The sequence below is a fragment of the Bacterioplanoides sp. genome (genome assembly GCF_965219715.1).
Classification (GTDB): Bacteria; Pseudomonadota; Gammaproteobacteria; order Pseudomonadales; family Oceanobacteraceae; genus Bacterioplanoides.
In genome coordinates, this window is sequence record NZ_OZ244785.1 from 1,686,580 (window position 1) to 1,712,483 (window position 25,904).

Annotated in this window: 22 protein-coding genes; 9 read left to right on the forward strand and 13 right to left on the reverse strand. The window is 48.2% G+C overall.

Features of this window, described 5'->3' with window-relative positions; genetic code table 11:
• The first annotated feature begins 62 nt into the window (after positions 1-62).
• Positions 63-377: a type II toxin-antitoxin system RelE/ParE family toxin gene (locus ACOQOZ_RS08215; RefSeq protein ID WP_420591787.1), complete on the forward strand. Its 315-nt coding sequence runs from the start codon at positions 63-65 to the stop codon at positions 375-377.
• A gap of 41 nt (positions 378-418) precedes the next feature.
• Complete coding sequence (gene nadS / locus ACOQOZ_RS08220; RefSeq protein ID WP_420591788.1) at positions 419-718, forward strand: NadS family protein; 300 nt, start codon at positions 419-421, stop codon at positions 716-718.
• 159 nt (positions 719-877) lie between these two features.
• On the opposite strand, the gene ACOQOZ_RS08225 is transcribed toward nadS, so the two are convergent.
• The 3 genes from ACOQOZ_RS08225 to purL form a co-directional block, all read right to left on the reverse strand.
• Entirely contained in the window at positions 878-1,441 is a 564-nt protein-coding gene (locus tag ACOQOZ_RS08225) for a hypothetical protein (RefSeq protein ID WP_420591789.1), read from the reverse strand.
• A 10-nt stretch (positions 1,442-1,451) separates the two neighbouring features.
• Entirely contained in the window at positions 1,452-1,805 is a 354-nt protein-coding gene (locus ACOQOZ_RS08230) for a hypothetical protein (RefSeq protein WP_420591790.1), read from the reverse strand.
• A gap of 131 nt (positions 1,806-1,936) precedes the next feature.
• Positions 1,937-5,842, reverse strand: a complete 3,906-nt coding sequence (purL, locus tag ACOQOZ_RS08235; protein WP_420591791.1) for a phosphoribosylformylglycinamidine synthase — start codon at positions 5,840-5,842, stop codon at positions 1,937-1,939.
• A gap of 485 nt (positions 5,843-6,327) precedes the next feature.
• On the opposite strand from purL, the gene mltF reads away from it, so the two are divergent.
• On the forward strand, positions 6,328-7,785 hold the full coding sequence (gene mltF, locus ACOQOZ_RS08240; protein WP_420591792.1) for a membrane-bound lytic murein transglycosylase MltF: 1,458 nt from the start codon (positions 6,328-6,330) through the stop codon (positions 7,783-7,785).
• A 158-nt stretch (positions 7,786-7,943) separates the two neighbouring features.
• Here the strand turns inward: mltF and ACOQOZ_RS08245 are convergent, their stop codons facing one another.
• The 3 genes from ACOQOZ_RS08245 to ACOQOZ_RS08255 all read right to left on the reverse strand — a co-directional run bounded on the left by ACOQOZ_RS08245 (position 7,944) and on the right by ACOQOZ_RS08255 (position 10,190).
• On the reverse strand, positions 7,944-9,011 hold the full coding sequence (locus tag ACOQOZ_RS08245; protein WP_420591793.1) for an alpha/beta fold hydrolase: 1,068 nt from the start codon (positions 9,009-9,011) through the stop codon (positions 7,944-7,946).
• A 56-nt stretch (positions 9,012-9,067) separates the two neighbouring features.
• Positions 9,068-9,583 carry a tRNA adenosine(34) deaminase TadA gene (gene tadA, locus ACOQOZ_RS08250; protein WP_420592408.1) on the reverse strand — a complete coding sequence of 172 codons (516 nt, stop codon included), beginning with the start codon at positions 9,581-9,583 and terminating at the stop codon, positions 9,068-9,070.
• A gap of 103 nt (positions 9,584-9,686) precedes the next feature.
• Complete coding sequence (locus ACOQOZ_RS08255; protein WP_420591794.1) at positions 9,687-10,190, reverse strand: MotA/TolQ/ExbB proton channel family protein; 504 nt, start codon at positions 10,188-10,190, stop codon at positions 9,687-9,689.
• 265 nt (positions 10,191-10,455) lie between these two features.
• Here ACOQOZ_RS08255 and ACOQOZ_RS08260 point away from each other — a divergent pair, with 265 nt between their 5' ends.
• Positions 10,456-10,851, forward strand: a complete 396-nt coding sequence (locus tag ACOQOZ_RS08260) for an acyl-CoA thioesterase (protein ID WP_420591795.1) — start codon at positions 10,456-10,458, stop codon at positions 10,849-10,851.
• 92 nt (positions 10,852-10,943) lie between these two features.
• On the opposite strand, the gene ACOQOZ_RS08265 is transcribed toward ACOQOZ_RS08260, so the two are convergent.
• Positions 10,944-11,189, reverse strand: coding sequence for a hypothetical protein (locus ACOQOZ_RS08265; RefSeq protein WP_420591796.1), 246 nt, complete (start codon positions 11,187-11,189; stop codon positions 10,944-10,946).
• Between the two features lie 209 nt (positions 11,190-11,398).
• Between ACOQOZ_RS08265 and ACOQOZ_RS08270 the strand changes: the two genes are divergently transcribed.
• Positions 11,399-11,947, forward strand: coding sequence for a TIGR00730 family Rossman fold protein (locus ACOQOZ_RS08270; RefSeq protein WP_420591797.1), 549 nt, complete (start codon positions 11,399-11,401; stop codon positions 11,945-11,947).
• A 351-nt stretch (positions 11,948-12,298) separates the two neighbouring features.
• Here ACOQOZ_RS08270 and ACOQOZ_RS08275 read toward each other — a convergent pair whose 3' ends face one another.
• A complete protein-coding gene (locus ACOQOZ_RS08275) occupies positions 12,299-13,861 on the reverse strand; it encodes a cation:proton antiporter (RefSeq protein ID WP_420591798.1) in 1,563 nt (520 codons plus the stop codon).
• A 74-nt stretch (positions 13,862-13,935) separates the two neighbouring features.
• On the opposite strand from ACOQOZ_RS08275, the gene ACOQOZ_RS08280 reads away from it, so the two are divergent.
• Both ACOQOZ_RS08280 and ACOQOZ_RS08285 read left to right on the forward strand, forming a co-directional pair.
• Positions 13,936-14,553: a DUF924 family protein gene (locus ACOQOZ_RS08280; protein WP_420591799.1), complete on the forward strand. Its 618-nt coding sequence runs from the start codon at positions 13,936-13,938 to the stop codon at positions 14,551-14,553.
• A gap of 140 nt (positions 14,554-14,693) precedes the next feature.
• Positions 14,694-16,754: a neutral/alkaline non-lysosomal ceramidase N-terminal domain-containing protein gene (locus tag ACOQOZ_RS08285; RefSeq protein WP_420591800.1), complete on the forward strand. Its 2,061-nt coding sequence runs from the start codon at positions 14,694-14,696 to the stop codon at positions 16,752-16,754.
• Between the two features lie 129 nt (positions 16,755-16,883).
• Here the strand turns inward: ACOQOZ_RS08285 and arsH are convergent, their stop codons facing one another.
• From arsH to ACOQOZ_RS08310, 5 genes are all read right to left on the reverse strand, one after another.
• On the reverse strand, positions 16,884-17,609 hold the full coding sequence (arsH, locus tag ACOQOZ_RS08290) for an arsenical resistance protein ArsH (protein ID WP_420591801.1): 726 nt from the start codon (positions 17,607-17,609) through the stop codon (positions 16,884-16,886).
• A gap of 161 nt (positions 17,610-17,770) precedes the next feature.
• A complete protein-coding gene (gene arsB, locus ACOQOZ_RS08295) occupies positions 17,771-18,790 on the reverse strand; it encodes an ACR3 family arsenite efflux transporter (RefSeq protein WP_420591802.1) in 1,020 nt (339 codons plus the stop codon).
• Positions 18,791-18,794: 4 nt separating this feature from the next.
• Positions 18,795-19,286 (reverse strand): arsenate reductase ArsC, encoded by a 492-nt coding sequence (locus ACOQOZ_RS08300; protein WP_420591803.1) that lies wholly within the window; start codon positions 19,284-19,286, stop codon positions 18,795-18,797.
• 156 nt (positions 19,287-19,442) lie between these two features.
• On the reverse strand, positions 19,443-19,802 hold the full coding sequence (locus ACOQOZ_RS08305; RefSeq protein ID WP_420591804.1) for a metalloregulator ArsR/SmtB family transcription factor: 360 nt from the start codon (positions 19,800-19,802) through the stop codon (positions 19,443-19,445).
• 106 nt (positions 19,803-19,908) lie between these two features.
• A complete protein-coding gene (locus ACOQOZ_RS08310; RefSeq protein WP_420591805.1) occupies positions 19,909-21,357 on the reverse strand; it encodes a short-chain fatty acyl-CoA regulator family protein in 1,449 nt (482 codons plus the stop codon).
• Positions 21,358-21,675: 318 nt separating this feature from the next.
• Between ACOQOZ_RS08310 and ACOQOZ_RS08315 the strand changes: the two genes are divergently transcribed.
• Positions 21,676-24,318 carry a bifunctional aconitate hydratase 2/2-methylisocitrate dehydratase gene (locus ACOQOZ_RS08315; RefSeq protein ID WP_420591806.1) on the forward strand — a complete coding sequence of 881 codons (2,643 nt, stop codon included), beginning with the start codon at positions 21,676-21,678 and terminating at the stop codon, positions 24,316-24,318.
• A 373-nt stretch (positions 24,319-24,691) separates the two neighbouring features.
• A complete protein-coding gene (prpC, locus tag ACOQOZ_RS08320; protein WP_420591807.1) occupies positions 24,692-25,882 on the forward strand; it encodes a bifunctional 2-methylcitrate synthase/citrate synthase in 1,191 nt (396 codons plus the stop codon).
• Positions 25,883-25,904 lie beyond the last annotated feature (22 nt).

Consider the following 25,904-nt stretch of genomic DNA (forward strand, 5'->3'; position numbering starts at 1 on the left):
TCCGTTGCATATGTACGCCCTTGGCGTATACTTGATGAATACGCCAATGAAGGACAAGGACGATGCTATTCATTGAGACGCCAATATTCACCGACTCTATTAAAGAGATTATGTCGGATGAAGAATACCGACAGCTTCAGCTTGAGTTGGCTGAACAACCGGAAAAAGGTGATGTTATTCAGGGAGCAGGTGGAATTCGAAAGGTTCGGGCTAAAGCAATTGGTCGAGGTAAACAAGGTGGCTCGCGAGTTATTTACTACTGGCGGTCAGCCCATGATCAGATTCTGATGCTGTTGGCTTATCCGAAAAACGAACAATCAGATCTTACGAGTGCGCAGAAAAAAGTACTGAAATCTGTAGTTGAAAACTGGCGCTAAACCACCTGACTAATGGTTATTGAAAGTAATTTGAGGTTGCTATGAAAGACGAATTATTTGACACCCTGATGCAAAGTGTTCAGCAGGCTGACGATATTATTACCGGCAAAAAACAAGCATCACGCGTCACTGAAATTGAAGTGCCTGATGTTAAGGCTATTCGTGAAAATACCGGCCTTAGCCAGCGGTTATTTGCCAATCTGATTGGCGTATCACTGCGGACGTTACAGAATTGGGAGCAAAAACGCCGCACACCGGAAGGCCCGGCACGGGCGTTATTATTAGTGGTTAAAGAGAATCCAACTGCGGTGTTGGATGCGCTTCAGAAACAAAGTGCGTAACCCCTTTTATTTCTCGCTCCCATGCTCCGCGCGGGAGCGTAATTGGCCTACAGATCACCAAACTGTAGGCTGGGGTGAGTGGAACGAACCCCAGATTTATCGAACACCGTTGGGTATCGCGGAGCTCCACCCAACCTACCTGCCCCCTGAAGCAGAAGATCAAATGCATTTTCGGCATTGCTGCTCTACTTTCAAAAAGGCTGCCGCCAACTCTTCAGCGTAAACAGCCCAATACTTTAAATTCTTTTCACGATAAGTATCCAATGTATCGTCATAGACAATTCCACAAAGCTCCTTTTTCTCCTTAGCTGCAGCATCATAGATCTTGGATATAGCTGAATATGCAATATCTAAACACGGTATATTGATGCCACGCCCTTTATCCAAGTGAGCAATTCTTTTATCTCTAAATGTCTTTATTTCTTTTCGATATACCCACCAAGAATCCTCAGAAAAAGAAAGATTTTCCAATAGCTCAGCATACACTATATCAGCACCTGCTAATATTTTTCGATAATGAAAGTCGTCATTATTTCTATCGCCAAATATTTTCATGAAATCTAAAACAGCCATGTCATAAAAATTATTATGAATTATAATTGGCAAGGTTCCTGGGGAATCCTCCCAGCCATCACTTGCAAGTATGTAACAAGAATACTGGCAGCAAAAGTTTCTACACAACTCAATCAAATAATTTAATTTTTTACACTGATCCAAACTCATACCTCCTATCTCAAAATGAAAAACCAACTACGGGTTCAATAACATCATTTACTAATGCTGCGTAGGTCAGATAGAAACCATTTTTTTCTGCCACTCGAATTCGGCGTTCAAACTCCTCTATAAGTTCTTGCTGGTTGTCTTCGAGCCCGGACAAAATAATTTTGAGTTCAACACTCGAAGTTTTTTGCGCCAGAATCACGACCTCATCATGTTCAAAAATGAGATCGTCGACTGGATCTATAAACTCAATCAATTCGCCATCAATACACTTTACCTTGTTATCAACGACAGCCTTAACTTCGGTTAAATGATGAAAAGAATAATCAACCAGCTCATCAAAAATTGAATTAATATCGATAATCATTTGTCTTCCTTGATAGTAAGTTTGTAAAAATTAACACAAAAATATTTCAATAAAAAACCCGCTGCCTATCTCTAGAGCAGCGGGTCTCTATTCCCTCAAACCAAAGCTTTAATAAAAAGCCTCAGTTCTCCTCACACCTGGTCTTCACACCAGAGGCGGGCGTTACGGAACATACGCATCCAGGCGCCGTCTTCATCCCAGTGATCCGGTGCCCAGCTGTTCTGAACTGCGCGGAACACACGCTCCGGGTGAGGCATCATAATAGTCACGCGACCATCGTTCGCGGTCAGGCCAGTAATACCTTGTGGAGAACCGTTCGGGTTCGCCGGGTACTGTTCGGTGGTTTCGCCGTAGTTATTCACATAACGCAGAGCAATCTGGCCCGCCAGCTCATCGATATCCGCTTCATCAGCGAATTCCGCACGACCTTCACCGTGCGCCACAGCAATTGGCATTTGAGAACCAGCCATACCCGCCAGGAATACAGAATCGGATTCCTGAACTTCTACCAGAGAAACACGCGCTTCAAACTGTTCGCTCATGTTGCGAACAAAGTGTGGCCAGTGTTCTGCACCCGGAATCAGTTCGTGCAGGTTCGACAGCATCTGACAGCCGTTACACACACCCAGTGCGAAGGTATCAGCACGCTCGAAGAAAGCAGCAAACTGGCTACGCGCCTGTTCGTTAAACAGAATGGACTTGGCCCAACCTTCACCCGCGCCTAATACGTCACCGTAAGAGAAGCCGCCACAGGCAACCAAACCACGGAACTGATCCAGCGTTACCGCACCAGACAGTACATCACTCATATGTACGTCGATGGTGGTGAAGCCCGCACGATCAAAGGCAGCGGCCATTTCGATCTGGCCGTTCACACCCTGCTCACGCAGGATCGCTACTTTCGGTGCGTCTTCAGAACCAGCAACCGGCAGGTCAGCAGTAATGTCTTCATTAATGTCGAAGCTTAATTCGGCATTTAAGCCCGGATCTTCAGCATCCAGCAGGCTATCGAATTCTTGCTGAGCGCAGTCAGCGTTATCACGCAGTGCCTGCATTTCATAGCTGGTTTGTGTCCAGGCACGTTGCCAGTTCACACGGGATTCGCTCAGGAATTCTTCGTCCTGGAAGCTGAAGGTGATCTGGTCGTCTTCGTTCAGCGTACCAATCACCTGAGTGCAATCACCCAGGCCGGCCGCTTCGAATTGAGCCAGTACTTCTTCCAGATCGTCACGACGAACCTGAATCACACCACCCAGTTCTTCCGCGAACAGCGCAGCGGCCAGCTCGTCTTCAGACTCGGCCAGCAGATCCATTTTCACGTCCATACCAACGTGGCCAGCGAAGGCCATTTCGGTCAGAGTCGCGAATAAACCACCGTCAGAACGGTCGTGGTAAGCCAGCAGTTTGTTATCAGCGTTTAAGCCCTGCATCACAGCGAAGAAAGCTTTCAGGTCTTCCGCGTCATCCAGATCGGCCGGTACGCTACCGACTTCACCGTAAACCTGTGCCAGACAAGAAGCACCCAGACGGTTCTGACCACGACCCAGGTCGATTAACAACAGGTCAGTTTCGCCCTGGTCAGCGCGCAGCTGAGGCGTCAGCACTTTGCGAGCATCCGTCACTGGTGCAAAGCCGGTGATAATCAGCGACATTGGTGCAGTAACGGCTTTGTCTTCGCCATTGTCTTCCCAGCGCGTTTTCATCGACATGGAGTCTTTACCCACAGGGATGGTTACCTGCAGTTCCGGACAGAGTTCCATGCCAACCGCTTTAACGGTTTCGTATAACTTCTGGTCTTCACCGTCGTGGCCTGCAGCACACATCCAGTTAGCCGACATTTTTACGTCAGCCAGCTTGGCAATTGGCGCTGCTGCCAGGTTGGTAATGGCTTCTGCCACCGCCAGACGACCAGACGCCGGGCTATCCAGCAGAGCAACCGGAGTACGCTCACCCATCGCCATCGCTTCGCCAGCGTAGTTATCGTAAGAAGAGGTGGTTACCGCAACGTCTGCCACCGGCACCTGCCAAGGGCCAACAAACTGATCACGTGCCACGGTACCGGTAATGGAGCGGTCACCAATGGTGATCAGGAAGCTCTTGGAAGCAACGGTTGGTAATTTCAGAACACGTTCAGCCGCTTCCGCCAGCTTAATGCCCGCGCTTTCGAAGTTCTCGGCTTTCACTTCGCGAGACTTCACATCACGGTGCATACGTGGCGGTTTGCCCAGCAGAACCTGCAATGGCAGGTCGACTGGCTTGTTGTCGAAGTGACTGTCGGTAACGGTCAGGTGTTCTTCTTCGGTGGCGTAACCTACAACTGCGTATGGGCAGCGCTCACGCTCACAGATGGCATCGAACGTATCCATATCTTCTTCAGCAACCGCCATTACATAGCGTTCCTGAGATTCGTTCGACCAGATCGCCAGCGGGCTCATGCCCGGCTCGTCGTTTGGTACGTTACGCAGTTCGAAGTTACCACCACGACCACCGTCGCCAACCAGCTCTGGGAAGGCGTTGGATAAACCACCCGCGCCAACATCGTGAATAAAGGCAATTGGGTTTTCATCACCCAGCTGCCAGCAGCGGTCGATCACTTCCTGACAGCGGCGTTCCATTTCAGGGTTTTCACGCTGAACAGAAGCAAAGTCCAGATCGGCATTCGATTGACCGGAAGACATAGAAGACGCAGCACCGCCACCCAGGCCGATTTGCATCGCCGGGCCACCCAGTGCGATCAGACGAGCGCCAACCGGGATGTCACCTTTTTGTACATGCTCGTCACGGATGTTGCCGTAACCACCGGCAATCATAATTGGCTTGTGATAGCCACGAACTTCGCCATCGTGTTGCAGCTCGAAGGTACGGAAGTAACCGTTCAGTGCCGGGCGACCAAATTCGTTGTTAAAGGCGGCGCCGCCAATCGGGCCTTCCAGCATAATATCCAGCGCAGAAACGATGCGGTCTGGTTTGCCGTATTGGCTTTCCCATGGCTGTTCGAAGCCCGGGATTTTTAAGTCGGATACAGTGAAACCGGTTAAACCCGCTTTTGGCTTAGAACCACGGCCGGTTGCACCTTCGTCACGGATCTCACCACCGGAACCCGTCGCAGCACCCGAATGAGGAGCAATCGCGGTTGGGTGGTTGTGGGTTTCGACCTTCATCAGGATATGCATATCTTCTTCGTGGTATGCATAACCTTTGTTTTCAGGGTTCGGGAAGAAACGACCGGCTTTGTGACCAGTGATCACAGAAGCGTTGTCTTTATAAGCCGACAGAATGTTTTCGTTGTAACACTCGTAGGTGTTCTTAATCATCTGGAACAGCGACTTGTCCTGATCTTCACCATCAATGGTCCAGCTGGCGTTAAAGATCTTGTGACGACAGTGCTCAGAGTTCGCCTGGGCGAACATCATCAGTTCCACATCGGTCGGGTTACGGTCGAGAATCTTGTAGTTATCAACCAGGTAATCGATTTCGTCTTCGGCCAGGGCCAGACCCAGGCTCTTATCCGCGGCTACCAGGGCATCACGACCACCGGCCAGAATATCAACGGTATCCAGTGGTGCTGGCTCAGCATGGGAGAACAGCTTTTCCGCATCGCTACTGTCCGCCAATACGGTTTCAACCATACGATCGTGCAGAGCAGCTGCGATGGCTTCACGATCTGCAGCAGTTGCAGCCTTTCCACCTTCAAGCTCGACGTAATAAACGATGCCACGCTCTAAACGCAGTACTTTATCTAAGCCACAGTTGTGTGCGATATCTGATGCTTTAGAAGACCACGGCGAAATGGTGCCGAAACGTGGTACCACCAAAAACTCTTCGCCACTGCCTTCTTTAACCTCGGCTTTTGGGCCGTATTTCAGCAAGCGGGCCAGAACCTGTAGTTCATTGCCATCCAGTTCGGCACTGGTATCAGCAAAATGCACAAATTCGGCATAAACAGAAGTGACTGCCGGTACAACCGATTGCAGTTTTGACAGGACTTTATTCTGACGGAATTCAGAAAGCGCTGGCGCGCCACGCAGCTCTAGCATTGCGGGATAACTCCACGAAGAGTGAGGCAAAAACGAAGCGCGAATAATACCGGAGAGGCCTTTGTGGCACCAGATCCGAAGCGGGCTTTCACTCAGTAAAAATGCGGGTTTTCCGCCCTTTTGCGACAGCAGCTGAAGTGATTGTTTACCAGACAATCAAAGCTGACCAAGACGACAATTTTTAAATTTACATTTTGCTGCTTGCGTAATGCTTAATCAGTGCCCTATAAACAGTCACTTCACGCCTTAATAACCTCATAATAAAGTCTAAAAAGCTGAATGAAAGCTGAATTGTTTCATTTGCAGCAACATAGAGTTGCTTTCGTTCCAGATAGAAGAAAAGCCCCTATAGATCAATGAGTTACATCAACATAGTGACATGCTTTTGTAACCGTTTTGCAACCTTATACATTTCATCGATTGTTTTTTAAGCAGCTCGCGCGATAAAATGGGCTCACATTCTGAAAATTGCACCAGCTTAGTGCATGAAAAGAGAAATCATTATGATTCGTGGCTCAACCAGTCTAGTTGTGAAATCGCTGATCGCCGTTATGTGCTTCCTGGCACTGACGGGCAGCGTGCGCCCAACAGATCTTGAGCAAACCCGCATGAGCGGCGAGATTGTAATGATTACCCGCAACAGCCCAACCACCTATTACGAAGACCGCAGCGGCGTTACCGGTTACGAGTACGAACTGGCTTCTGCCTTCGCCGATTATCTGGGTGTTGATCTGAAAGTGGAAGTTGCAGACAACCTGTCTGACATCTTTACCAAGCTGGATAAAGGCCAGGCAGCGTTCGCTGCTGCAGGCCTGACGGTAACGGATGAACGCAAACGCTGGGCGTACTTTTCTGAGCCTTATCTGAAAGTGTCGGAGCAGGTTATTTACCGTCGTGGCGGTATGCGCCCGAAGCAGGTAATCGACCTGGCGAATGGTCAGCTGGTGGTGTCGTCGGATTCCAGCCACTCGCAACGTCTGCTAAACCTGCAATCTGACGAAGTACCGGAACTGACCTGGAGCGAAAGTCCGGATCTGGAAGTCAGCGACCTGCTACAGATGGTTTCCAGCGGCAATATTGATTTCACCATCGTTGATTCCAATGAATTTGACGTATTAAAAGCCTACTTCCCGAATCTGGCGGTGGCATTTGATTTATCAGAACAGCAGAACATTGCCTGGGCCTTTGAATTATCCCGTGATAGCAGCCTGCATGACGCAGCGAATGAATTCTTCAAACAGAGCGAAACCCGCGACAAGTTGGCGGCGCTGTCAGAGCGTTTCTACGGTCACCTGGATCAGCTGAATTATGTCGGTGCCAAACGTTTCCTGCGCCAGACCGAGAAAAAGCTGGATCGTTATAAAGGTGACTTCCAGAAAGCCGCCGACAAACACGAATTCGATTGGCGTTTATTGGCCGCTATGGGTTATCAGGAAAGCCACTGGAATCCGCGAGCTAAAAGTTTTACCGGTGTTCGTGGCCTGATGATGCTAACCCGCAACACCGCCAAAGAACTCGGTATTAAAAATCGCTTAGACGCCAAACAAAGCATCGCTGGCGGTGGTTTGTACCTGTCGAAATTGCGCAAGCGTATCGGTGCCGAAGTTCATGAACCAGATCGTACCTGGATGGCATTAGCCGCTTACAACGTTGGCCTGGGGCATTTACGTGACGCCCGTAAATTAACCAAAGAAATGGGCGGCAATCCGAACCTGTGGCTGGACGTTAAAGACACTCTGCCATTACTGAGCCAGAAACGTTATTACCGCCACACCGCACACGGTTATGCTCGCGGCCATGAACCGGTGACTTACGTGCAGAACATACGTCGTTATTACGATGTACTGGTATGGCAAGACGAGCAACAACCTGTATTCCTTGAAGAAGAACAACAAGTCATGCTGTCTTCTTCATTAATGACCGTTATTCCTCCACTCCTTTAGTTATCACCATTGGTGGTTTAAAAGAGTTTTTTGCGGGCTCAGGATTTCCTGAAGTCCGCTTTTTTTGTGTTTTTTCAGCATCAAGCAAACGTGAAGTTTTACATTAAGGCATAAAAAAGGCGGGAGTTAACCCGCCTTTGAATCGACCAATAACCGTATTACTCCTGCGCCAGCCCCTCTACAGAATCTTCTTTAGACAGAGTCATCTTCGCCAGCTTCTGTGCAACAGAAAGCTGGTTTTCATCGTTGCTTTTAACCTGAGATTGCTTCGGCTGTTGTTCAATGCCTTCAACAAATTCCAGCACCAATTCGGCACTTTCGTCCGGCGATTCCAGCATTGGTGCATGGCCTAAATCCGGGAAAATAAAGCTGCGGCTGTCCGGCAGATATTGTTCAAATACTGCAACGCTGCTGACGTCCAGAGCACGGTCTTTTTCACCCCACAGGATCAATACTGGCTGCTGAATCTGTTGCAGCATTTTCAGGTTATCGTCGCTGTGTTTTGCCTGTTCTGCCACGGCATGAATATCAGCAAAAATCTTGGTATTAATCTCGTTACGGGCCTGGGCACGACGGGCCAGCACATTGGTTGCCGGCCATGGCAGAAACGGCTGTTTCGCCATAGCGAAGTTACGCAGGGTATCGAAATCTTCAACGCTGTTTACGATCAGCGGGTTTTTACCACCGTTATCGATGATTTCCTGCAGGTCCGATTTCTTCGGCGGATATACGCCAGCGGCATCAATTAAGGTAATGGATTCGACATTGTCCGGACGAGCATAGCTGTACATCAGCGCAATACCGCCCCCCATGGAATTGCCCATTATGTGCAGATCTTTAAGCGCCAGCGCTTCAACAAACTCATCCAGCCATACTGCCTGCTGCACAAAGTCGTAGGTAAATTCCGGGTTGTAGCTGGTTTCGCCGTGGCCCGGTAGATCCGGAGCAACCACCCGATAATCATCGAAGCTACGAGCAAAACGCAGCCAGTTGTCTTTATCCACAGCAAAGCCGTGCAACATCAGAAGTAAAGGCTTACTGGTATCTCCTGGCGCGGAATCCAGATACGTCCAGTCATGATCGGCCACAGAAATGTGCTGCAGCTCCAGCCCGGACATCGCCCGTTCGGCTTTAAGGCCAACATCGAACAGAGATTCCTGCACATCGGCGCATGCAGTCAGTGAGACCAGGCTGGCGACGACCAGCAGTCGGATGATTCGTAACATTGCTTGTACCCTGAGTATGGTGATTTTTTTATTATTTATAACCACCAGCCCAGGCGTTAGCCGTCGGTCGGTGGTGTGCGTTGCTTAAGACGTTTTTTCGCCGCCCGCCGCATCGCAAAGAATTCCGACATAATAGCGGAACATTCCTCTGCCCGTACACCACTCGTGCGCTCAATTGTGTGATTAAAGAAAGGCTGGTCTAGCAATTCAATGGCGCTTTCCACCGCTCCCGCTTTCGGCTCGGTTGTTCCGTATACCAAACGCTGAATACGACTGTGAACCAATAAGCCAGAGCACATTGAGCATGGCTCAACCGTGACATACAGGGTTGCACCGGTTAAGCGGTAATTGCCGATGTTTTTAGCCGCATCGCGCAACGCCACCATCTCTGCATGGGCGCTGGGGTCAAGGGAAGTAATTGGCTGATTGTAACCACGACCAATGATCTCACCGTCCAATACCACCACCGCACCAACCGGCACCTCACCGGCTTCAAATGCCAGTCTTGCCTGGGCTAAAGCCTGCAGCATAAAAAACGGATCGGACTGCTCTCGCTGTTCGGACAAAATGATTTCGGACAAGGTTGTGGCCATGCTTCATTGAAAACCGCATCATAAACCACACGCTAATGAAACGACACCAAATGGCCAGCTCTGCAAGCAGTCACCCACCTAGCTAAACCAGCGCCAGCAGTGTCTCAACTTTACGTTGCTCTCTGCGGCAGACGCGCTGGAGGATGTGTAACGCCAGCAAACCACTGATTGCGCCAACCATACCGGCAACCGTTGATAGGATGGCTTTCGAAATCCCTGACGCCATCGCCTTAGGGGAGCCACCACCGACATGCACCATCACATCAAATACCTCGATCATGCCGGTTACTGTGCCCAGCAAGCCCAATAACGGACACAGGCTGACCAGCATACGAATGGTTGGAAACGCGGAGTTTAAGCCGATCTCCATATCGCCTAATAAATCGGCGTGAATCTGACGCGAATGCCAGCTTTGTTTGTTACGGCGCAGATTCCATTCCTGCACCGCTGCGCGCGATTTTTTGGGATGTACCACGCGAAGGTAAAACACCCGCTCAAACAGATACATCCAGATCATCAACACCACAAACATGATGGGATAAATCACTTCACCGCCGCGCTCAATAAACAGATATACCGCTTCCATTGCTGCTCTCCTCTGCTTCACTACCCGTGTTATCTGTCATCACCATATAACGCTGTGTTGAGCATTAAAGCGTTAACAGCGGCTTAGCAGAGATGTATCAAGCAAGCGGGAAAGTTCATAAAAGCAACATGCGTTTGTCATATTCCGGGAGCATGGTGATAACTGGCTGTACCTGTTCAATCATGCCAGCATTGGCCATTAGTCCCCTCTTTGAATGCCATAATTATTGTTAAACTGCGCTGCATTCAATTGAGGACAGAAATTTATGTGGACTTTAACGGTAGAACCACGCTTTAACGAAACCGATGCATTGGGGCATATTAATAACACCACGCTGCCTATCTGGTTTGAACAGGCACGCACCCCTATCTTTCGCTATTTCACCCCGGACCTGAATCCAAATGACTGGCACCTGATCATTGCCAAAATAGATGTGGAATTTCTGGCCGAGTTATATTTGCAACACGAAGTGGAAATCCGTACGTATTTCAGCAAGATTGGAAACTCATCGATGACGATTGTGCATGAAGCCTGGCAGCAAGGAAAAATGTGCGCCAAAGGGCACGCAATCATGGTGCACTTTGATCATGATAAAAAAGGCTCTAAAGCAATTCCCGATGACATTAAAACAGAGTTAATGAAACATCTGGTGGAAGCTTAAATAAACCAACAGCCCGGTGCTTATCCGGTCCGGGCTGCGTTGTTCAGTGTTCAGTGTTCAGTGTTCAGTGTTCAGTGTTCAGTGTTCAGTGTTCAGTGTTCTAAAATATCCCGTTTAAAATCGCCTTTAAACTGCGGGATTTCATGCAGCTCGCGTTCGCCTTCCATACTGAAGTACATGGAGCTTTGTTCCGGCGGAAATATTTTCACATTACTCTGGGCGCTGATTGGCCGCTGGCCATGCATCATATCTTTTAACATCAGATAGATTTCTTCGTAACTTTCAGCCTTTAACTCGACTTCCACTTCGGTCATAAAACGAAATGACATTTTAGCCATGTTAGTTCTCCTCTGCGGATTCACCGTCAGACTTTTCATGGGGATCGATTCGATCCTAGTTCAGGCTGTTTTTAATCGCGCTGAAAAAACGTGCGATAGCACAACTCAGCCTAATAATTTCGCCATAAAGATTGCTCTGGTATAAGCTTGCGGCAACAAAATCAATTTATTTGCCAAAATAATTGGCTGGATTAACAGAGATTACAGGAATGACAGAACAGGCAATTAAGCGCGTTGCTATTTATTGTGGAGCAAAACACGGCAATAACCCGGCGTTTGAACAAGGCGCCCGCGATCTCGCCCAATGGCTGGCCAAACAAGGAATCGGCATTGTCTATGGCGGTGGCCGTAATGGCTTAATGGGCACAATTGCAGATGCAGCGCTGGAAGTCGGCGGTGAAGTGATTGGTGTGATGCCAGGTAGTATGTACATTCGTGAGACTGCACATAAGGACCTGACCAGCCTTGAATACGTAGACAGTATGCATGAGCGCAAAGCCCGTATGGCAGAGCTGGCGGATGCCTTTATCGCCCTGCCGGGTGGCATTGGTACTCTTGATGAACTGATTGAAATCTGGTGCTGGGCTGGTATCGGCGATCACGACAAAGCCGTATTATGTTTTGATATCGAAAACTTCTGGCAGCCGTTTTTTGATTTATTAAAACATGTGGAATCAACGGGTTTTTCTCACCATCAGAAGCCAATGTTACGCGCCCAGAATTGCGATGAGTTAGCGACGTTATTTGCTGTGAAATAGCTATTTTTAGTCACTCGAAGACATACTATCAGCATTATTTTTCTTCGCCGGATCAGAGGCACATCCCTGTGCCTTTGATCCTACCGCCACACGTTCATTCAGCACATCCATGTGCATCACCCTTCGGGCAGCAAAGCTGTGCAAAAAAGTCTTCCTACTTTTTTGTGTGGCTGCTACAAAAAACAATCCTGACTGCACGTCTATGTAATAAATGGCGCCTTTATTCCAAAAGAAGAAATAAGCTTTGCTATTTCAAACAGCGACAGGAAGTCGCGGTAGGATAGCAGGTACAAGGAAGTACCTTCTATCCGGTGGCGAAATTGCAAAACTTGTTTCTGTAATACACTGAGGTTAATCCGCCAACAACAAATGCTGACTCTCAGCGGCAAAACCCGCCCCGACCTCAGCGTAATAGTTAAAGACTACATCAACCCCCAGAGCTAACAACTGTTCACGTTCATCCTCATAACGTGCAACCGTAGCCACCTTGCCCTGATAATTCGCCATTTTCAGCATATCCAGAGTACTGAGAATTTCCTGTTGTGACGGTAACGCCAGCATTACCAGACGAATATTCTGGGTACAAACCCGTTGCCAGAATTCCATATCATCGGAGTCACCCAGCACAATCGAGAAACCCTGCTGCTTGAGTTTTTGCACCCGCTCCGGATCCGACTCAATACCCCAGACCTTTTCGCCGTACTCTGGCTGCAGTGCACTGTACGCACCTTTGCCAACACGTCCCATACCTAACACCAGCACTTCTGCGCCCACCGGGCGATCAAACTGTTGATGCGCGCCGTCCCGTTCAAACTGATTAATACTGTCTTTGTGAATCGCGTAATAATGGTGCGCTTTGCGATACATAAAGCTCGATAGAATGAAGGAAACCGACATCACCAGAGCAATAATCACCAGCCAGTCCTGAGACATCCAGCCATTCCCGACACTCAGGTGTGCCACGATCAGTCCGAACTCAGAGTAATTGGTCAGCGCCAGCGCTGTTAAGAAAGATGAACGGCCGGATACTTTAAACGCCAGCAAAAGGAAGAAAAACAGCAACAGTTTAACCACCAACAGTGCCATCAGAATCGCACCGGTTAACGCCATATCCAATGTTGGTAAGGCGGTAAAACCAATCGACAGGAAAAAGCCGATCAGGAACAAATCTTTAAAACTCATCAAAGATTTATACAGTTCAGAAGCCTTGGCGTGACTGGCCAGCAACATACCAATAATCAGTGCACCTAAGTCACCTTTCATATCCACCAGATAGAAAAGCTCAGCCCCGCCTAACGCCAGGAAAAACCCTGCCAGCGACAACAGCTCACCGTGACCCGCGCGATTTAATACATGGCCCAGAACAGGCTTCAGTAACCATAAGCCGAGCAACGCCAGCGCCCAGTAAGATGGCACCTTACCGGTAGAGGCCACCAGAAACACGACTGCGACGATATCCTGGATGATGAGAATACCCAGCGCTAATTTACCGTGGCGTACCTTCAGTTCAGACGCTTCTTCCAGCATCTTCACCACACACACGGTAGAAGAAAAACTTAAGGCGAAACCAATCAATGCCTGGGTATGCAGTGGCACATCAAAATAATGACTCAGCCCTAACCAGCCAGCCATCGAAATAATGGCAATTAACAGCCCGACCCATAATCCGGTATGAAGCGCAGAGCTGGCCCACACTTCCGGTTTAATCAAAGCCTTGACGTTAATTTTTAAGCCAATAGTAAACAGCATCAGAGTGATGCCCATATTGGCCAGTGTTTCCAGGCTTTCGGCCGGTTCAACACCCGCTGCGTGCAGACCAAAACCCGCCGCCAGATAGCCCACTAACGGTGGCATGCCCAATTGTTTAACGCCAAAGCCACACAAAAAGGCGACCAGAATCCAGAGAAAATCCATAAATCAGATAAAACAGTATTCAAACTCAGATGGGCGTATAGTATCCCACAGACTTATATAACGGCAGCGCAGAAATGGATAAACACAACATTCTCGACTTCTGGTTTGACGCAGCTCAGGTTAATACCGCCGTGGCGTTAAGCGATGATGACATCAGCAAACGCCAGTCGGCGCTCTGGTGGCAGAAAAACCCAGCGGTCGATACCGATATTCGTCAACGTTTTGAGCCGGTATTAAAAGCGCTGTTACGCGGCCAGTTTAATGACTGGTTAGAAGATGCCGAAGGCCGCTTGGCTGCCATTATTGTGCTCGATCAATTCAGCCGCAATATGTACCGCAACAGCGCGCTGTCATACACCCAGGACAGCCTGGCATTACACTGGTGCCTGGAAGGCATTCGCCTCGGCCACGACAAACAACTGCGTCCGATTCAGCGGGTATTCTTCTATATGCCGCTGGAACACGCAGAAAGTACCCAGATGCAGGCGCTGTGTCTGGAGAAGTTCCAACAGTTACATGCCGATTCCCCGGAATCATTTCAAACAGCCGCCAACGGCTTTATCGACTTTGCGCACAAACATAAGGTGATTGTTGATCGCTTTGGTCATTTCCCGCATCGCAACGCCATTCTGGGGCGTGAAAGCAGTGTCGAGGAAATCGAGTTTCTGCAGCAACCTGGCTCGGGGTTTTAATTCCCCTAGCCAATAAGGACATCCGTCATGAATAATTCCCCAACAAAGTGGCAGGATATTCCCTGTTTACTTACTGGTACTTTCGTGCAAAATCACACCATCTAACAATAACACCTATATAAACACCTCCAGGGAAGCTTATGTCTATCCGACTTCTGGGCCTGCTGGCACTGACAACAGTGCTGAGCGCCTGTAGCACACAACAAACCTTCACCATTGATCAGCCCCGTGCCGCCGCGGTGGCAACCGAAGAAACCGCTACCGCAGCAGCCGTTTCTGTCGATATCACGCCACCACCGGGTATTGCCAAAGGCGCCTATTCGATTCTGGGTAACAAGGCGATTGGCTTCCGTACCCGTTTAAAAGCCCGAATCTTTTACCTCAACGATGGTAAAGGCCAGTCGATTGCTATGATTCAGGGCGACCTGGCGGGTAGCTCGCTGCTGATGCATCACAAGGTTGCCGCGCTGGTTGCAGAAAAAACCGGCCTGAAACCCGGTGATATCTTTATTACCGGCACCCACAGCCACTCATCGTTTGGTAATCACTTCCACAACGATTTTTACAACAAGCACTTTTCCCATATTCAGGGTTTAGAGCCTGAGCTGCTGGAAGAGATCAGCAACCGCATCGCAGAAGGTGTTTTACAAGCGCACAAACAACGCCGCCCGGCAAAAGTTGCAACTGGTCGCAAAGATATTTATGGCTACAACCGTAACCGTATGCTGGAAGCGTATCGTTTGAATCCGGGCAAAGGTGATCTGGACTTAGAAGATCCGGAAACCAAATTTAAAGAAGTTAACCCATCACTGTACATGGTTCGTATTGACGCTCTCGACGATGATGGTGAATACAAACCGCTGGGCGCATTCTCCAGCTTCTCCGTTCACGGTACCGTGATCAGTGCACCGGTTCGTGTTTATAACGGCGATTTATTTGCCTACGCCCAACGCGAATTAGAGTGGGATATCCAGAATAAATACCAGCCAAGCTGGCAGGTATTACACGGCATCACCACGGGCACCCAGGGCGATATGGCGCCAGCGGTAAAAGAAGGTGATAACTACTTCTCCCACGCCGACGTGGATTTTGTTGCTGCGCGTAAACTGGGTATGGGCATTGGTAAAGAAGCCATCGCTTTATTTAACTCGTTGGAAAAAGACCTCAGCAAAGACGTTACCGTTGCAAGTGCAGCACGCGAAATTAATATCCGCGAAAATAATAAAGTAGCCGACGTTGAACTCTGCGAAACACCATACGTGGGTACCGCAACCGCCGGTGGCGCTTATGAGCGTCGCACCCCCTGGTTAAGTGTTCTGCCAACCTTACGTGGTGGTTGGGGATCCAAGCGTTTATGGTTTGGTAAAGATGGCTGTCATGGTAGCAAGCGTATTTTAGGCAGCAGCTGGTTCCAGCCATTATTCGAACCAACAGATTCTTTCCCGACAACCGTGTTATTCCAGATTGTCCGTGTAAACGACACTCTGATTATGCCGCTGCCGTTTGAGATGACCACACAATCTGGCTTACGTGCTGCCGCGAAAGTGCAAAAAGAATTTAATGCCGCTGGCAATGAAATTAAACACAGCTGGGTAACCAGTGTGGCAAACGGTTATTTTGGTTATTCCGTTACCCCGGAAGAATACCAATACCAGACTTATGAAGGTGGTTCGACCATGTATGGCCGTTACTCTACACCATACATCAGCGCGCAATTACAGAAACTGGCAAAAGACTTTAACGCTCAGGGTGAAGTGGAAGAGATGATGCCAAGCTGGAACTACACGCTGAACATCACTGAAATGATGCCAGAAGAACAAGCAGCAACCGGATCAGAAAAAATCCTGCAACAAGCCGAATTTGTTGATACTGATGAAGCCAACGAAGAAGATTATTACGCGGTGCGTTTCCTTGGCGTAAACGCTTCAAAAATTAATCTGCACCAGCCACTGGCGCGTATCGAAGTCAAAGGTGATAACGGTTGGCAGCCACTGGCAGTTGGCAAACACACTATCGATGATCAGGGTTACGATGTTGAAGTGCGTTTAACCGATGAAGAAGATCAAGGTATGGCAGAGTACGAAGTACGCTGGTACAACCCACAGGCTGCCGAAGAGCAAGCAGCTGGCAAAGAATATCGCTTTGTTATTCAGAGTCGTTTAGCGGATAAGCCGCTGGTTTCAGACGTAGTTTCTTTGTAAAACAGCAATAAACGAAGCAAGGTGCATTTTCAGCCACACCCATCACAAGGCGCGTCCCTGCAGCCTGTGATGGGCACGCGATATCCATATCGCTGTTTTTGAAAACGCCCCCTGCTCCGTTTTTTTTGATCAGATTGAACGCTGATTAACTCTCTTCATTAATTCTTCTGCACTTTCCTTACGCTCAGAATAACGATCAACTAAGTAGTCACTGCGGTCACGTACCAGATACGTAAACTTCATCAGCTCTTCCAGTACATCAACAATACGATCGTAATAACCCGATGGTTTCATCCGATCATTATCATCAAACTCCGCCCAGGCTTTTGCCACGGAAGACTGATTTGGGATGGTTAACATGCGCATCCAACGACCTAACACACGTAGCTGATTCACCACGTTAAATGATTGTGAACCACCACATACCTGCATCACTGCCAGAGTTTTACCCTGAGTTGGACGAACGGCACCCAGCGATAACGGTATCCAGTCAATCTGAGATTTCATAATACCGGTCATGGAACCGTGGCGCTCCGGAGAACACCACACCATACCTTCACTCCACTGCACTAAATCACGCAGTTCCTGAACCTTTTCATGTTCAGCGTCAGCATCATCAGGCAGAGGTAAACCCGAAGGATTAAAGATGCGTGTTTCTGCGCCCATCTTTTCTAAAATACGGGCACTCTCTTCTACCACTAAGCGAGAGAAAGAACGTTCACGCAGAGAGCCGTACAATAATAAAATTCGTGGCTTATGTTCGCTGACGGAATCAGTGAATACCTTTTCCGGGGTTGGAACCTGAAAACAATCGTCGACAAGGTTGGCTGGTTCCTGAGTTTTTAAATTTGTCATATTGGTTACTTCATGTATTCCTGTTTCAGGTTAAGAGTCAGATAGTTTTTCGAAAGCAGCAACAGGATGTTGCGGGCACGTCACAGGCACAAGGATGTGCCTTATGACGTGTGCGACAGAAAAAGCTGTCTGGCTTTTAATCTGAAAACTTAAAAATTTAATTAATTCTCAAACCAGCCACGAGTGCGGTTAGCAAACCATACCAGTGATAACATCACAGGTACTTCCACTAACACACCAACAACGGTTGCCAGAGCCGCACCCGAGTGCAAACCAAATAACGAGATAGCCACAGCAACGGCCAACTCGAAAAAGTTACTGGTACCAATCATACAAGCCGGAGCGGCAATGTTATGAGCCAGCTTCATTTTCAGCGCAGCGAAATAAGCGATAAAGAAAATACCGTAAGTCTGAATCATCAGCGGAATAGCGATCAGCACAATGTCCTGTGGTTTTTCTACAATGGTTGGTGCCTGTAAGCCGAACAGAATTACGACGGTGCTGATCAAACCAATAATCGACCAGGGTTTTAGCTTTCCGGTAAAGTTTTCGATCGCATGCGCTTCGTGCTTACTTTCAAGCGCTTTACGGGTTAATGCGCCAGCTACTAACGGCAGAACCACGTATAACACCACAGACAACAGCAGAGTTTCCCATGGTACTTCAACATCGGTTACACCTAATAAGAAGGCTGTGATCGGAGCAAAAGCAAAGATCATAATAATGTCGTTAACCGATACCTGTACCAGAGTGTAATTAGCATCTCCTTTAGTCAGCTGGCTCCAAACGAATACCATGGCCGTACAAGGCGCCACACCCAATAAAATCATACCGGCGATGTATTCACTGGCAGTCTGAGGGTCGACCCAGTCGGCAAATAAACCGTGGAAGAATAGCCAGCCAATCGCTGCCATAGAAAAGGGTTTAATTAACCAGTTAATAACCAGTGTCAGAACCAAACCCTGTGGCTTTTTACCCACATCTTTAATCGCCGAAAAATCCACCTGCACCATCATTGGATAAATCATCAGCCAGATCAGAACAGCAACCACCAGGTTGACGTGAGCAAACTCATAACCCGCGATAGCAGTAAACAGCTCAGGTGCTAACAGCCCTGCGATCACACCACCAATAATGCCGGCGGCAATCCATATCGATAAATAACGTTCAAAAATGCCCATGGAGTTAGCCTACTTCACTTAAATCGGTTAATAACTGACGCAGTTGTGCATCATCTTTAATTTCTGTTGTTAACAGCGTTTTTATCCGTTTGGTTAAAGTAGCCGCCACTTTTTCGAACAACGCAGCTTGCTCAGCTTCATCTTCTAATTTAGATGGGTCAGGAAGGCCCCAGTGGGCTTTGATGCCCTGGCCGAACCATACTGGACAAGCTTCACCCGCAGCGCTGTCGCACACGGTAATAGCAATCACAGGACCGCTTTCTGAGTCAGCAAAATACTCTTCAAACTCATCCCAGCTCTGGCTTTGTAAACCTTCAGTCGAAATACCCTGTTGTTGCAGGAAATTAATCGTACCAGGATAAACGACACCAGCAGGCTGACTACCGGCACTGCGCACCTGCCAGTCAGAGTTTTCTTTGGTAATAACATCGCGGGCGATGGCTTCCGCCAGAATACTGCGGCAGCGATTATGAGTGCAGATAAATAATAATTTCATTTCTATTCTTCACGATAAATGAGGAAGACGCTAAAAGTTCTGGTTGGTTTGTTTTTCAAGAGCAGCGATATGGATATCGCGTGCGCGTCGCAGGCATAAGGACATGCCTTGCGACGTGTGCGGCTGAAAAATAATCAAGCGGAACTTGTTTAATTTTTAACAACAATTAGTCTCTTCCGCACGCTGCGGACTGACCTTACATAAACGTTGGTTAATATCGGCAAGAAACTCAGCGTTATGCTCTAACGTATGAGCAATCAGCTCTTTCGCCCAACGATCCAACTCAGGGTGCAGAAAATAGTGCACCCATTGGCCACGTTTCTCCCCCACCAGCAAATTACATTCGCGTAAATGCGCCAGATGACGAGACACCTTCGGTTGGCTTAGCTGCAACGCTTCAGTGAGCTCACACACACACAACTCGCCGTGCTGCTCAATTAACAACAGCAAGGCCAGACGGGTTTCATCACTCATGCACTTAAACAGAGTCTGTGGCGAATGGGCGGGTAACGGCAAGGTTTCAGTCCAACATCCAATACATACGAAAAATCATATATATGTTTTTTCATATATTCAACCCTCTGCATATCTCATGCTCTAACACTTGAACTATCAGATATAACTATTGATGAACATCAATCGGGTATGGCTCCCATTTTCGCGAATCTGGGTCAATAGCCAACGGCTTGTCCAGCGCGGGAAAGGCACGCTGACCACAGTCGGTACGATGGCATACTTTACAGCCCGCACCGATAGGTGTTGCAGTACTCGCGTCTTTCAGATTCAGCCCCTTGGCATACACCAAGCGTTCGGCATGGCGTAAATCACAGCCTAAGCCAATGGCAAATGTACGGGCGGGCTTACCATAACCACCTCGACGATGGGTGACGCTGCGGGCAATCCATAAATAGATACGGCCATCCGGCATTTCTGCTAGTTGTGTCAGAATACGGTCAGGCTGCGAAAAGGCTTCGTACACTGCCCATAACGGGCAGGTTCCGCCGGTGCGTGAAAAGTGAAAATCTGTCGCCGACTGACGCTTGGAAATATTACCGGCACGGTCAACCCGTACAAAAAAGAATGGCACACCTCGAGCATCCGGGCGCTGCATGGTCGACAAACGATGGCAGATTGTTTCAAAACTCACGCCAAATTGCTCGGATAATAATTCGATATCGTAATGCAGTTGTTCTGCCTGATTGAGAAAAAGCGTATAAGGCAATACCAGCGCTCCTGCAAAATAACTGGCTAGACCAATATGAGTCAGTTTACGTGCGGTATCATTGCTTAAATCAGCCTGTTTAATAATACGCTGAATAACATCACTGATTTCCAGGCGGGCGATCTGAATAGCTAATTGAAATGCTTGTTGTCCGGGCTCAATGCCCATATCGATTTGTAGAATTCTAGCGTCATTGTCGAAATAACGCAGAGTATTCGTTTTGTCTGCCGGACGTTTTTGTACGCGAACGCCATGAGCCTGTTGCAGGTAATCTTTCAGACGCAGTACCAGTTCACCAGAGCTCACAAACGTCACCTGACCGGAGCTTGTGGTACTCATCAGTTTTTCATATAAAGCTTCCGCATGATTATCCAGTTCAGCAATATAATTGTGCTTGGCATAAAAGAAGTCACGTACTTCTTCGTGGGGCTGGCTTAGGCCACTGGCCAGCCCCTGATTTCGATCATCCTTACTACTGACAAGATCGATACTTTGTTCTTCTGCTGTGCGACAGCGGTTATGCAAACGACCAAATAACTCAGCCAGTGCCGGCATTTGTTGCACAAACCCCTGTAGTTCTGAGGTTGGCACATCGGCCGCCATATCAGCAATAACATCACGTACCTGTGCTAATAAGCGTGCTTCGTCATCGTCGGAAAAGAATTGTGGGTCCGCACCCAGGCGAGACTGTAAACGTAATAACACCGGAACCGTCAAAGGCCGTTCATTGTTCTCAATCTGATTGAGGTAGCTGGGTGAAATCTCCAGCTGTTGTGCCATTGCAGCCTGGGTCAGCTGGCGCTGTTCACGCAGAGTACGCAGCCTGACTCCCATATACATTTTTCTCATCGTTTAATCTCGCTCTGTCACGCTGAAATCAGCTCCCGTGGCTGTGGATAAACCACGGCTAATTGGGCTGGTTATTTTTATGGCTGCCTTTAACTTGGAGTTTGCAAAGTTCGCAAATTTACAGATTTGCATTTGCAAAAAACCACAAATTCAGTGATTGCTTCAAGTGGCAAGCTCATTGAAACTCTTAAAAGCCCTTGATTACAAAGGAAAAACCTTTGTTAGTCGCTATCTACAGATATCAAGCCATCTGTTTTTCGTAATTAATATCAGATGCTTGTTGTGCAAATATTGCAAATAACGATGAGAGGTTCAACTGTGCTTGAAGCATATAAACAACACGTCGAACAGCGATCCACTGAAGGTTTGCCACCGAAACACCTGTCCGCCGGACAGGTTGCAGAGCTGATCGAATTACTGAAGAAACCATCTGTGGGTCAGGAAGATCTGTTGCTGCAACTGATTTCTGAACGCGTCCCCCCGGGTGTCGACGAAGCGGCTTATGTTAAAGCCGGTTTTTTATCTGCTATCGTCAAAGGAGAAACTCAGTCGCCGATTATCTGCCCGAAAATGGCGATTCAGTTACTCGGGAATATGCATGGCGGTTATAACATTGAAACCCTCATCGGTTTGCTCAGCGATGAAAATTTGGCTGGCTTGGCAGCCGAAGAGCTGAAACACACTATTTTAATGTTTGATGCATTTCACGATGTTGAGCAACTGGCGAAAGAAGGAAATTCACATGCACAAGATATCCTGACAAGCTGGGCAGAGGGGGAATGGTTTACCAGCCGTGATGCGGTGGCCGATAGCATCAAGGTGGTGGTGTTTAAAGTCAGCGGTGAAACTAATACCGATGATTTGTCTCCCGCTCGGGATGCCTGGAGTCGCCCGGATATTCCGCTGCATGCAAAGTCGATGTACAAGATGAGCCGTGACGGACTGAACCCCGAACAGCCCGGGGCTATTGGCCCGATGCAACAAATTGATGAAATTCGTCGCCAGGGGTTACCAGTCGCTTTTGTTGGCGATGTGATGGGTACAGGTTCATCACGTAAATCAGCCACCAATTCCGTGTTATGGTTTTTTGGTGATGATATTCCTGGTGTTCCTAATAAACGCAGTGGTGGTATTTGCATCGGTGGCAAAGTGGCGCCGATTTTCTTTAACACCATGGAGGATGCCGGAGCGCTGGTTTTTGAAGCGCCAGTGGAAAAATTGAATATGGGTGACGTGATTGAAATTCGCCCGTACGATGGAAAAATTCTCGCCGACGATGGCCAGGTATTATCGGAGTTTCAGTTTAAATCAGATGTCATTCTCGACGAAGTGCGGGCTGGCGGCCGGATTAACCTGATTATTGGCCGTGGCCTGACGGCTAAAGCTCGTGAATCTCTGGGGTTGTCTGAGTCAGATCTATTCTGTGCCCCACAGCAACCTCAGGATTCTGGCCGAGGGTTTTCTCTGGCACAAAAAATGGTCGGTAAAGCCTGTGGGCTGCAAGAAGGACAGGGAGTTCGCCCTGGCACCTATTGCGAGCCGAAAATGACAACGGTTGGCTCTCAGGACACTACAGGGCCGATGACACGTGATGAATTAAAGGATCTGGCCTGCCTGGGGTTTTCCGCTGATTTGACCATGCAGTCGTTTTGCCATACCGCAGCTTACCCTAAGCCAGTCGATATCGAGACGCAGCACAGCTTGCCGGATTTTATGATGACGCGTGGCGGAGTATCACTGCGCCCGGGAGATGGTGTTATACACAGCTGGATTAATCGCATGTTATTACCGGATACCGTCGGTACCGGTGGTGATTCTCACACCCGTTTCCCGTTGGGGATTTCTTTTCCGGCTGGTTCTGGGCTGATCGCCTTTGCCGCGGCAACCGGTGTTATGCCATTGGATATGCCAGAGTCCGTATTAGTGCGTTTCAAAGGAGAATTACAACCGGGTATTACCTTACGCGATCTGGTGCATGCCATTCCTTATTACGCCATTCAACAGGGTTTATTAACGGTAGCGAAAGAAGGTAAGAAAAATATCTTCTCTGGTCGCATTCTGGAAATAGAAGGGTTAAAGAAACTGACGGTTGAACAGGCATTTGAACTGTCCGATGCTTCAGCCGAACGCTCTGCCGCTGGCTGTACTATTGAGCTTGAACCGGATGCCGTAAAGGAATATCTGAGATCAAATATCACTTTACTACGTTCTATGATTGCTGAAGGTTATGGTGATCGTCGCACACTTGAACGACGTGCCCGAAAAATGGAGCGGTGGCTTGAAGAACCACTATTAATGAAAGGTGATGCCGATGCTGAATATGCAGCAATCATTGAAATCAATCTGGATGATATTAACGAACCCATTGTTTGCTGCCCTAATGACCCCGACGATGCCCGTTTGTTATCCGAGGTTGCAGGAGCGCAGGTAGACGAAGTCTTTATTGGTTCTTGTATGACCAATATTGGTCATTTCCGGGCAGCGGGTAAATTGCTTGAGCAGAATCTGCTAAATAACAATACCCGTTTATCAACACGGTTATGGTTAGCACCACCAACACGCATGGATGAGCGCCAGTTAATGGAGGAAGGGTATTACAACACTTTTGGCAGAGCCGGTGCCCGTACTGAAATGCCGGGTTGTTCTTTGTGTATGGGAAATCAGGCGCGAGTCGCGCCCAATACTACCGTGCTTTCTACCTCTACCCGTAATTTCCCAAATCGCTTAGGTGATGGTTCTGATGTGTATCTGACATCGGCTGAGCTGGCTTCCGTCGGGGCCATTTTAGGTAAGCTTCCAACCCCGGAAGAGTATCGTCAGTACGCCGAGAATATTAATACCATGGCAGATGATATTTATCGTTATCTGAATTTTGATCAGATGACAGCCTTTCAAAAAACGGCGGAACATGGCAAGCGCATTGTTGCACAGCAAGTCGAAGATATAAAAATAAGCGCTTAATATCAGTTTCCAGACTGATACCTTTTCTCACCGGCAAAATTAATTTTTTGCCGGTTTTTTTTGAAGTGACGTCCGACTTTTGCATCTAAAACCCAAATTCATGGAACGACCCTGCAATCAGTCGCTGTAATTTATAGCGTTGATAATCTGCCATTCCTAGTAAGTTCACAATCTTCGCAGCTTTGCAGAAATAAGCTCGCAAAACGCCACAACTTCAGGTCTTGTTGCATTTTTCTACTGGCGTAACCTGCTCATAACACGCGACAACAGCACTTTTTGATTTTTTGAAATACCGATGGCGAAAAATCAAGGTGCAAAGGTTGCAAACAAACCAAATAAAAACCGTTCAGCGGAAACGATGCGGAGAATTAACATGACACATACAGCGATTGCAGAAGCGAAGTCACAATCAGCACCCGAAGCTCAGCCCGTTAAGAAGGTAAAAAAATCTGTCGCCTTATCCGGCGTGGTTGCTGGAAACACCTCTATTTGTACCGTTGGCCGAAGTGGCAATGACCTGCATTACCGCGGCTACGATATTCTTGATTTGGCAGAGCGCTGCGAATTTGAAGAGGTCGCCCACTTATTAATTCATGGCAAGTTACCCACTGAGCCAGAATTGCGTGCTTACAAGACCCGATTGAAAGCGCTGCGTGGTTTACCAGCAGATGTGAAAAAAGCATTGGAATCCGTACCGGCAGCCGCTCACCCTATGGATGTTATGCGTTGTGGCGTATCCGCTTTAGGCTGTGTTCTTCCGGAAAAAGATGACCACAATATTCCGGGTACCCGTGATATTGCCGACCGCTTATTAGCGTCATTAGGATCTATGTTGTTGTATTGGTATCACTGGTCAACCACTGGTCGTCGAATTGACGTGAATACCGATGATGATTCCATTGGTGGTCACTTCCTGCATTTATTACATGGCGAAAAGCCAAGTGATGAATGGATTAAAGCGATGCATGTATCACTGGTGTTATACGCCGAACACGAATTTAATGCCTCTACTTTCACCTCACGTGTGATTGCTGGCACGGGCAGCGATTTATATTCTGCCATTGCTGGTGGTATTGGTGCTTTACGTGGCCCTAAACACGGTGGCGCGAATGAAGTGGCGTTTGAAGTGCAAAAACGTTACGACTCTGCCGACGAAGCTGAAGCTGATATTCGCCAGCGCGTTGCCAATAAAGAAGTGGTGATTGGTTTTGGTCACCCGGTATATACCGTCAGTGATCCTCGCAATAAAGTCATTAAAGAAGTCGCACGTCAGCTATCACAACAAGCCAGCAGTATGAAAATGTTTGATATTGCCGAGCGGCTTGAAAGTGTGATGTGGGATGAGAAGAAAATGTTCCCGAACCTGGATTGGTTCAGTGCGGTGAGTTATCACATGATGGGGGTGCCAACGGCCATGTTTACTCCATTATTTGTGATTGCCCGAACCGCTGGCTGGTCAGCTCATGTTATTGAACAGCGTAACGACAACAAAATTATTCGCCCAAGTGCTCATTACACAGGCCCGGAAGATCTGAACTTTACGCCAATGGCACAACGTGCTTAAGCGCAACTGCACAGTGAATTTT

Excerpts from the sequence above, each read along its gene's own strand:
- mltF (WP_420591792.1), top strand. The coding sequence starts at position 6,328 with ATGAAAAGAGAAATCATTATGATTCGTGGCTCAACCAGTCTAGTTGTG.
- prpC (WP_420591807.1), top strand. The coding sequence starts at position 24,692 with ATGACACATACAGCGATTGCAGAAGCGAAGTCACAATCAGCACCCGAA.
- ACOQOZ_RS08225 (WP_420591789.1), bottom strand. The coding sequence starts at position 1,441 with ATGAGTTTGGATCAGTGTAAAAAATTAAATTATTTGATTGAGTTGTGT.
- ACOQOZ_RS08230 (WP_420591790.1), bottom strand. The coding sequence starts at position 1,805 with ATGATTATCGATATTAATTCAATTTTTGATGAGCTGGTTGATTATTCT.
- ACOQOZ_RS08285 (WP_420591800.1), top strand. The coding sequence starts at position 14,694 with ATGTCTATCCGACTTCTGGGCCTGCTGGCACTGACAACAGTGCTGAGC.
- ACOQOZ_RS08260 (WP_420591795.1), top strand. The coding sequence starts at position 10,456 with ATGTGGACTTTAACGGTAGAACCACGCTTTAACGAAACCGATGCATTG.
- ACOQOZ_RS08265 (WP_420591796.1), bottom strand. The coding sequence starts at position 11,189 with ATGGCTAAAATGTCATTTCGTTTTATGACCGAAGTGGAAGTCGAGTTA.
- ACOQOZ_RS08255 (WP_420591794.1), bottom strand. The coding sequence starts at position 10,190 with ATGGAAGCGGTATATCTGTTTATTGAGCGCGGCGGTGAAGTGATTTAT.
- arsH (WP_420591801.1), bottom strand. The coding sequence starts at position 17,609 with ATGACAAATTTAAAAACTCAGGAACCAGCCAACCTTGTCGACGATTGT.
- nadS (WP_420591788.1), top strand. The coding sequence starts at position 419 with ATGAAAGACGAATTATTTGACACCCTGATGCAAAGTGTTCAGCAGGCT.
- ACOQOZ_RS08310 (WP_420591805.1), bottom strand. The coding sequence starts at position 21,357 with ATGAGAAAAATGTATATGGGAGTCAGGCTGCGTACTCTGCGTGAACAG.
- ACOQOZ_RS08270 (WP_420591797.1), top strand. The coding sequence starts at position 11,399 with ATGACAGAACAGGCAATTAAGCGCGTTGCTATTTATTGTGGAGCAAAA.
- ACOQOZ_RS08215 (WP_420591787.1), top strand. The coding sequence starts at position 63 with ATGCTATTCATTGAGACGCCAATATTCACCGACTCTATTAAAGAGATT.
- arsB (WP_420591802.1), bottom strand. The coding sequence starts at position 18,790 with ATGGGCATTTTTGAACGTTATTTATCGATATGGATTGCCGCCGGCATT.
- ACOQOZ_RS08245 (WP_420591793.1), bottom strand. The coding sequence starts at position 9,011 with ATGTTACGAATCATCCGACTGCTGGTCGTCGCCAGCCTGGTCTCACTG.
- ACOQOZ_RS08280 (WP_420591799.1), top strand. The coding sequence starts at position 13,936 with ATGGATAAACACAACATTCTCGACTTCTGGTTTGACGCAGCTCAGGTT.
- purL (WP_420591791.1), bottom strand. The coding sequence starts at position 5,842 with ATGCTAGAGCTGCGTGGCGCGCCAGCGCTTTCTGAATTCCGTCAGAAT.
- ACOQOZ_RS08300 (WP_420591803.1), bottom strand. The coding sequence starts at position 19,286 with ATGAAATTATTATTTATCTGCACTCATAATCGCTGCCGCAGTATTCTG.
- ACOQOZ_RS08275 (WP_420591798.1), bottom strand. The coding sequence starts at position 13,861 with ATGGATTTTCTCTGGATTCTGGTCGCCTTTTTGTGTGGCTTTGGCGTT.